This window comes from Vibrio sp. S234-5 (assembly GCF_000960595.1).
GTDB lineage: Bacteria > Pseudomonadota > Gammaproteobacteria > Enterobacterales > Vibrionaceae > Vibrio.
On sequence record NZ_JZAM01000287.1, the window covers coordinates 1 to 2,875 of the forward strand.

General features: G+C 38.9%; 2 protein-coding genes and 1 pseudogene. All 3 read left to right on the forward strand.

Features of this window, described 5'->3' with window-relative positions; genetic code table 11:
- Positions 1-144 precede the first annotated feature (144 nt).
- Positions 145-891: a hypothetical protein gene (locus UF06_RS17825; RefSeq protein ID WP_045571646.1), complete on the forward strand. Its 747-nt coding sequence runs from the start codon at positions 145-147 to the stop codon at positions 889-891.
- 663 nt (positions 892-1,554) lie between these two features.
- Positions 1,555-2,061, forward strand: coding sequence for a GNAT family N-acetyltransferase (locus tag UF06_RS17835; protein ID WP_045571648.1), 507 nt, complete (start codon positions 1,555-1,557; stop codon positions 2,059-2,061).
- A 297-nt stretch (positions 2,062-2,358) separates the two neighbouring features.
- Positions 2,359-2,548 (forward strand): annotated as a pseudogene (locus tag UF06_RS28445) (DUF645 family protein).
- The last annotated feature ends 327 nt before the right edge of the window (positions 2,549-2,875 follow it).

Sequence of the window (2,875 nt, forward strand, 5' to 3'; positions counted from 1 at the left end):
AAACATAACAAAGCGTTCAAGAGGGACTTGGCACGCGTGGCATTTTCAATTTGCGTTGGGTTTAGTGGTTAAGTTGTCATGCGGTCACTTGTGTAGTGCGTGCCTGCGCCCCTTAACGCGGCGTTATATTTATTGGAGATTTTGGTGAAAATAAAGAATGTGTTTGCTATTTTACTGATAGTGTATCTGATACCAATAGCCGTATGGTATTTTGTAATGGTTGTTGTTAATGATTATGCTTTAAGCACATTAAATTCTGACTGGGGAGCGTTTGGGTCATTTGTTGGCGGTGTACTATCTCCTATATTTTCCTTGGTTTCTGTTCTTTTTGTAATTAAATCAATTAATGAAAATAATACAAACAACAATATTGAAATTGAATTAATAAAAAAACAAGATAGAAGAAACTATCTTATTAGTTTAATAGCTATATTTAACAATAACATGCTGCCAAATATTGACAGCTATCTAAATGCATTTGATAGACCTATTCAAATTGCTGATAACAAATTTCATATGTTTACTGATGAAAGTGTAAAGGTTTCTCTAATGAAGTATATGTCTATTAAGGACTCTATTAATGTTAACAATAAGCTAATTTTTGACATGATTAATAATTTTACTGCTAATTGTGAGATTTCATTCAGCATAATACTTAAATATGTTAATTCAATTGAAAGTCTTGATGAGGTCAATGAATTTATGGATGTCGTAGAAGCTGCTTTAGATAATAATTTTATTAATGCATTATTAAGTTTTAGGCTATATGAGCAGGCATGCGGATGGAGTCAAAAATCTCCATTGCTTGATCAGCTTGTATCTATTAATAATAAGACAAGATATAAATCTGAGTGGGTTGAAAGGTATCAAGAACAAATTGGTGCTAAATAAATATAACAAACGCTTCAAGAGGGACAGCCAACGCGCGGCATTTTTATAATGCATTGGTTTATGTGGTTACTGTGTTATGCGGAATCTTGGTAGTAGCGTTGTCTGCCCCTTAAGCGGGCGTTATGCAACTCAGGTAAAATTAGGGGTTCAATCTTGTGGGATTTCTCCGGCCATTCGTTTTGTGTTGTCGGCAAATGAGCTTTTTGACCATAAAATTCGTGGTTCACTCAAGCCGTAAAACAGACAAGGTTCTTTGTTTGCCTCAATCAGTTTTAACGTTGGCGCGTTGCTAATTTTGTGGGCGCAAAGTGTGGAAAGGGCAAGTTTATCGAACATTTTGTACTTGTTGAAAGTCTTGCTCGGTGAGTTTGTTTCATTCAAAAGCTTGGTTTGTTGTTGAAAGGTGGGCTTTGTTTTGGCGGCTCATTTATCACAGTTCTTGCTTGGGCTGATTCTTGAACCACTCAACCATTGAAATTGTGGTTTTTGATCGAGTAAAGTCAGTTTATCTTATTGAATTTGCATAACAAACGGCTCAAGAGGGATTGCCAACGCTTGGCGGTTTTAGTACAAAATTGAAGTTCAGTGTTTACAGTGTGTTTTTTGAGTTCGGCGGTGCGTTGTCAACCCCTTAGCCGGGCGTTAAATTACAAGGATAGTTCAGTGGAAATAAAGGAAATTAATTCAACCTCCAGCGTCTCAGTTCAGTTAAATTCATTGCTTATAGATTGTGTTGAGAGCGGTGCTTCAGTCGGTTTTTTAACTCCGATCGACAGAGAAGAAATCGAGTCATACTGGAGTGGGGTAGAATCGGATTTAAAGTCAGGAAACCGTCGTTTATTTATTGCTCAAGATGAAAATGCCATCATCGGTGCAGTTCAACTTTCTCTATGCTCTAAAGCAAATGGTTTACATCGAGGGGAAGTTGAAAAATTGATGGTTAAAACAAGTGCTCGTGGCCAAGGTGTCAGTAAGAAATTAATGTCACTGATGGAAAAAACGGCATTAGAGCTTAGTTTGCAGTTACTCGTTTTGGATACTCGCTTAGGTGATGTGGCTTCTTTACTATATCGTTCGATTGGCTACATCGAAGCTGGTCAAATTCCAGAGTTTGCGCGTAGTTCTAGCGGAAAGTTAGAAGCAACAGTTTACTTCTACAAGCAATTGTAATTTAACAAACGGCTCAAGAGGGATTGCCAACGCGTGGTGGTTTTAGTGCAAAATTGAAGTTCAGCGTTTACAGTGTGTTTTTTGAGTTCGGTGGTGCGTTGTCAACCCCTTAGCCGGGCGTTAGCTTCTTAAAGGCTAAAACCATCAAAATCTAAGCTCAATTCTTCTTAGAGCTCAGCTTCTAGCGTTCAAGTCGCACAATTTGGCTTTCTAGTGTTTCTGATGCTGACTTGGTAGAAAGTGTTGAATTTTCAGCAGTTTCAAAGTCGCTGAAAACTATCAAACCTCGATGTTTCAATGTTGTTGGATGCTCCACACGGAAAGTTTGGTTTTACAAAGGCTGCATCATCGCTGAAAGTGTGCTTTCTTTGTTGCGGATTCTTAACCGTGGCCAACTTAGCCTTGACTGTTTGAGTTTTGGGTTCATCCGGAAAATCGATACCTGAATGGCTTTTCTGATACCATATCGCCAAAAATAGCCAGTTAATGTCAACTTCACTTCTTTACCATCGCTTTGGAATACGCGGCCCTTTCCATTATTGCTCTACAGAGTTTGATGGTGACGCGACCATCTTTCACGTAGCACACAATCCTCATATTAAATGTCCATCATGTCGTAGTCGTGATGTCATAAAAAAAAGGAGGTAAGGTTCGCCGTTTCATCGCTACGCCAATCGGCACTAGCCCCAGGGCGTCCGCATGAATGGTTAGAATTTAGTCATTGACTTAAATCCAGCAACTAAGACTTGCTCCAAGAAGCCGGGGTTCATCATGCAACGTTTCTGCTTCATTGGCACACTAATTTTGCTTGGCT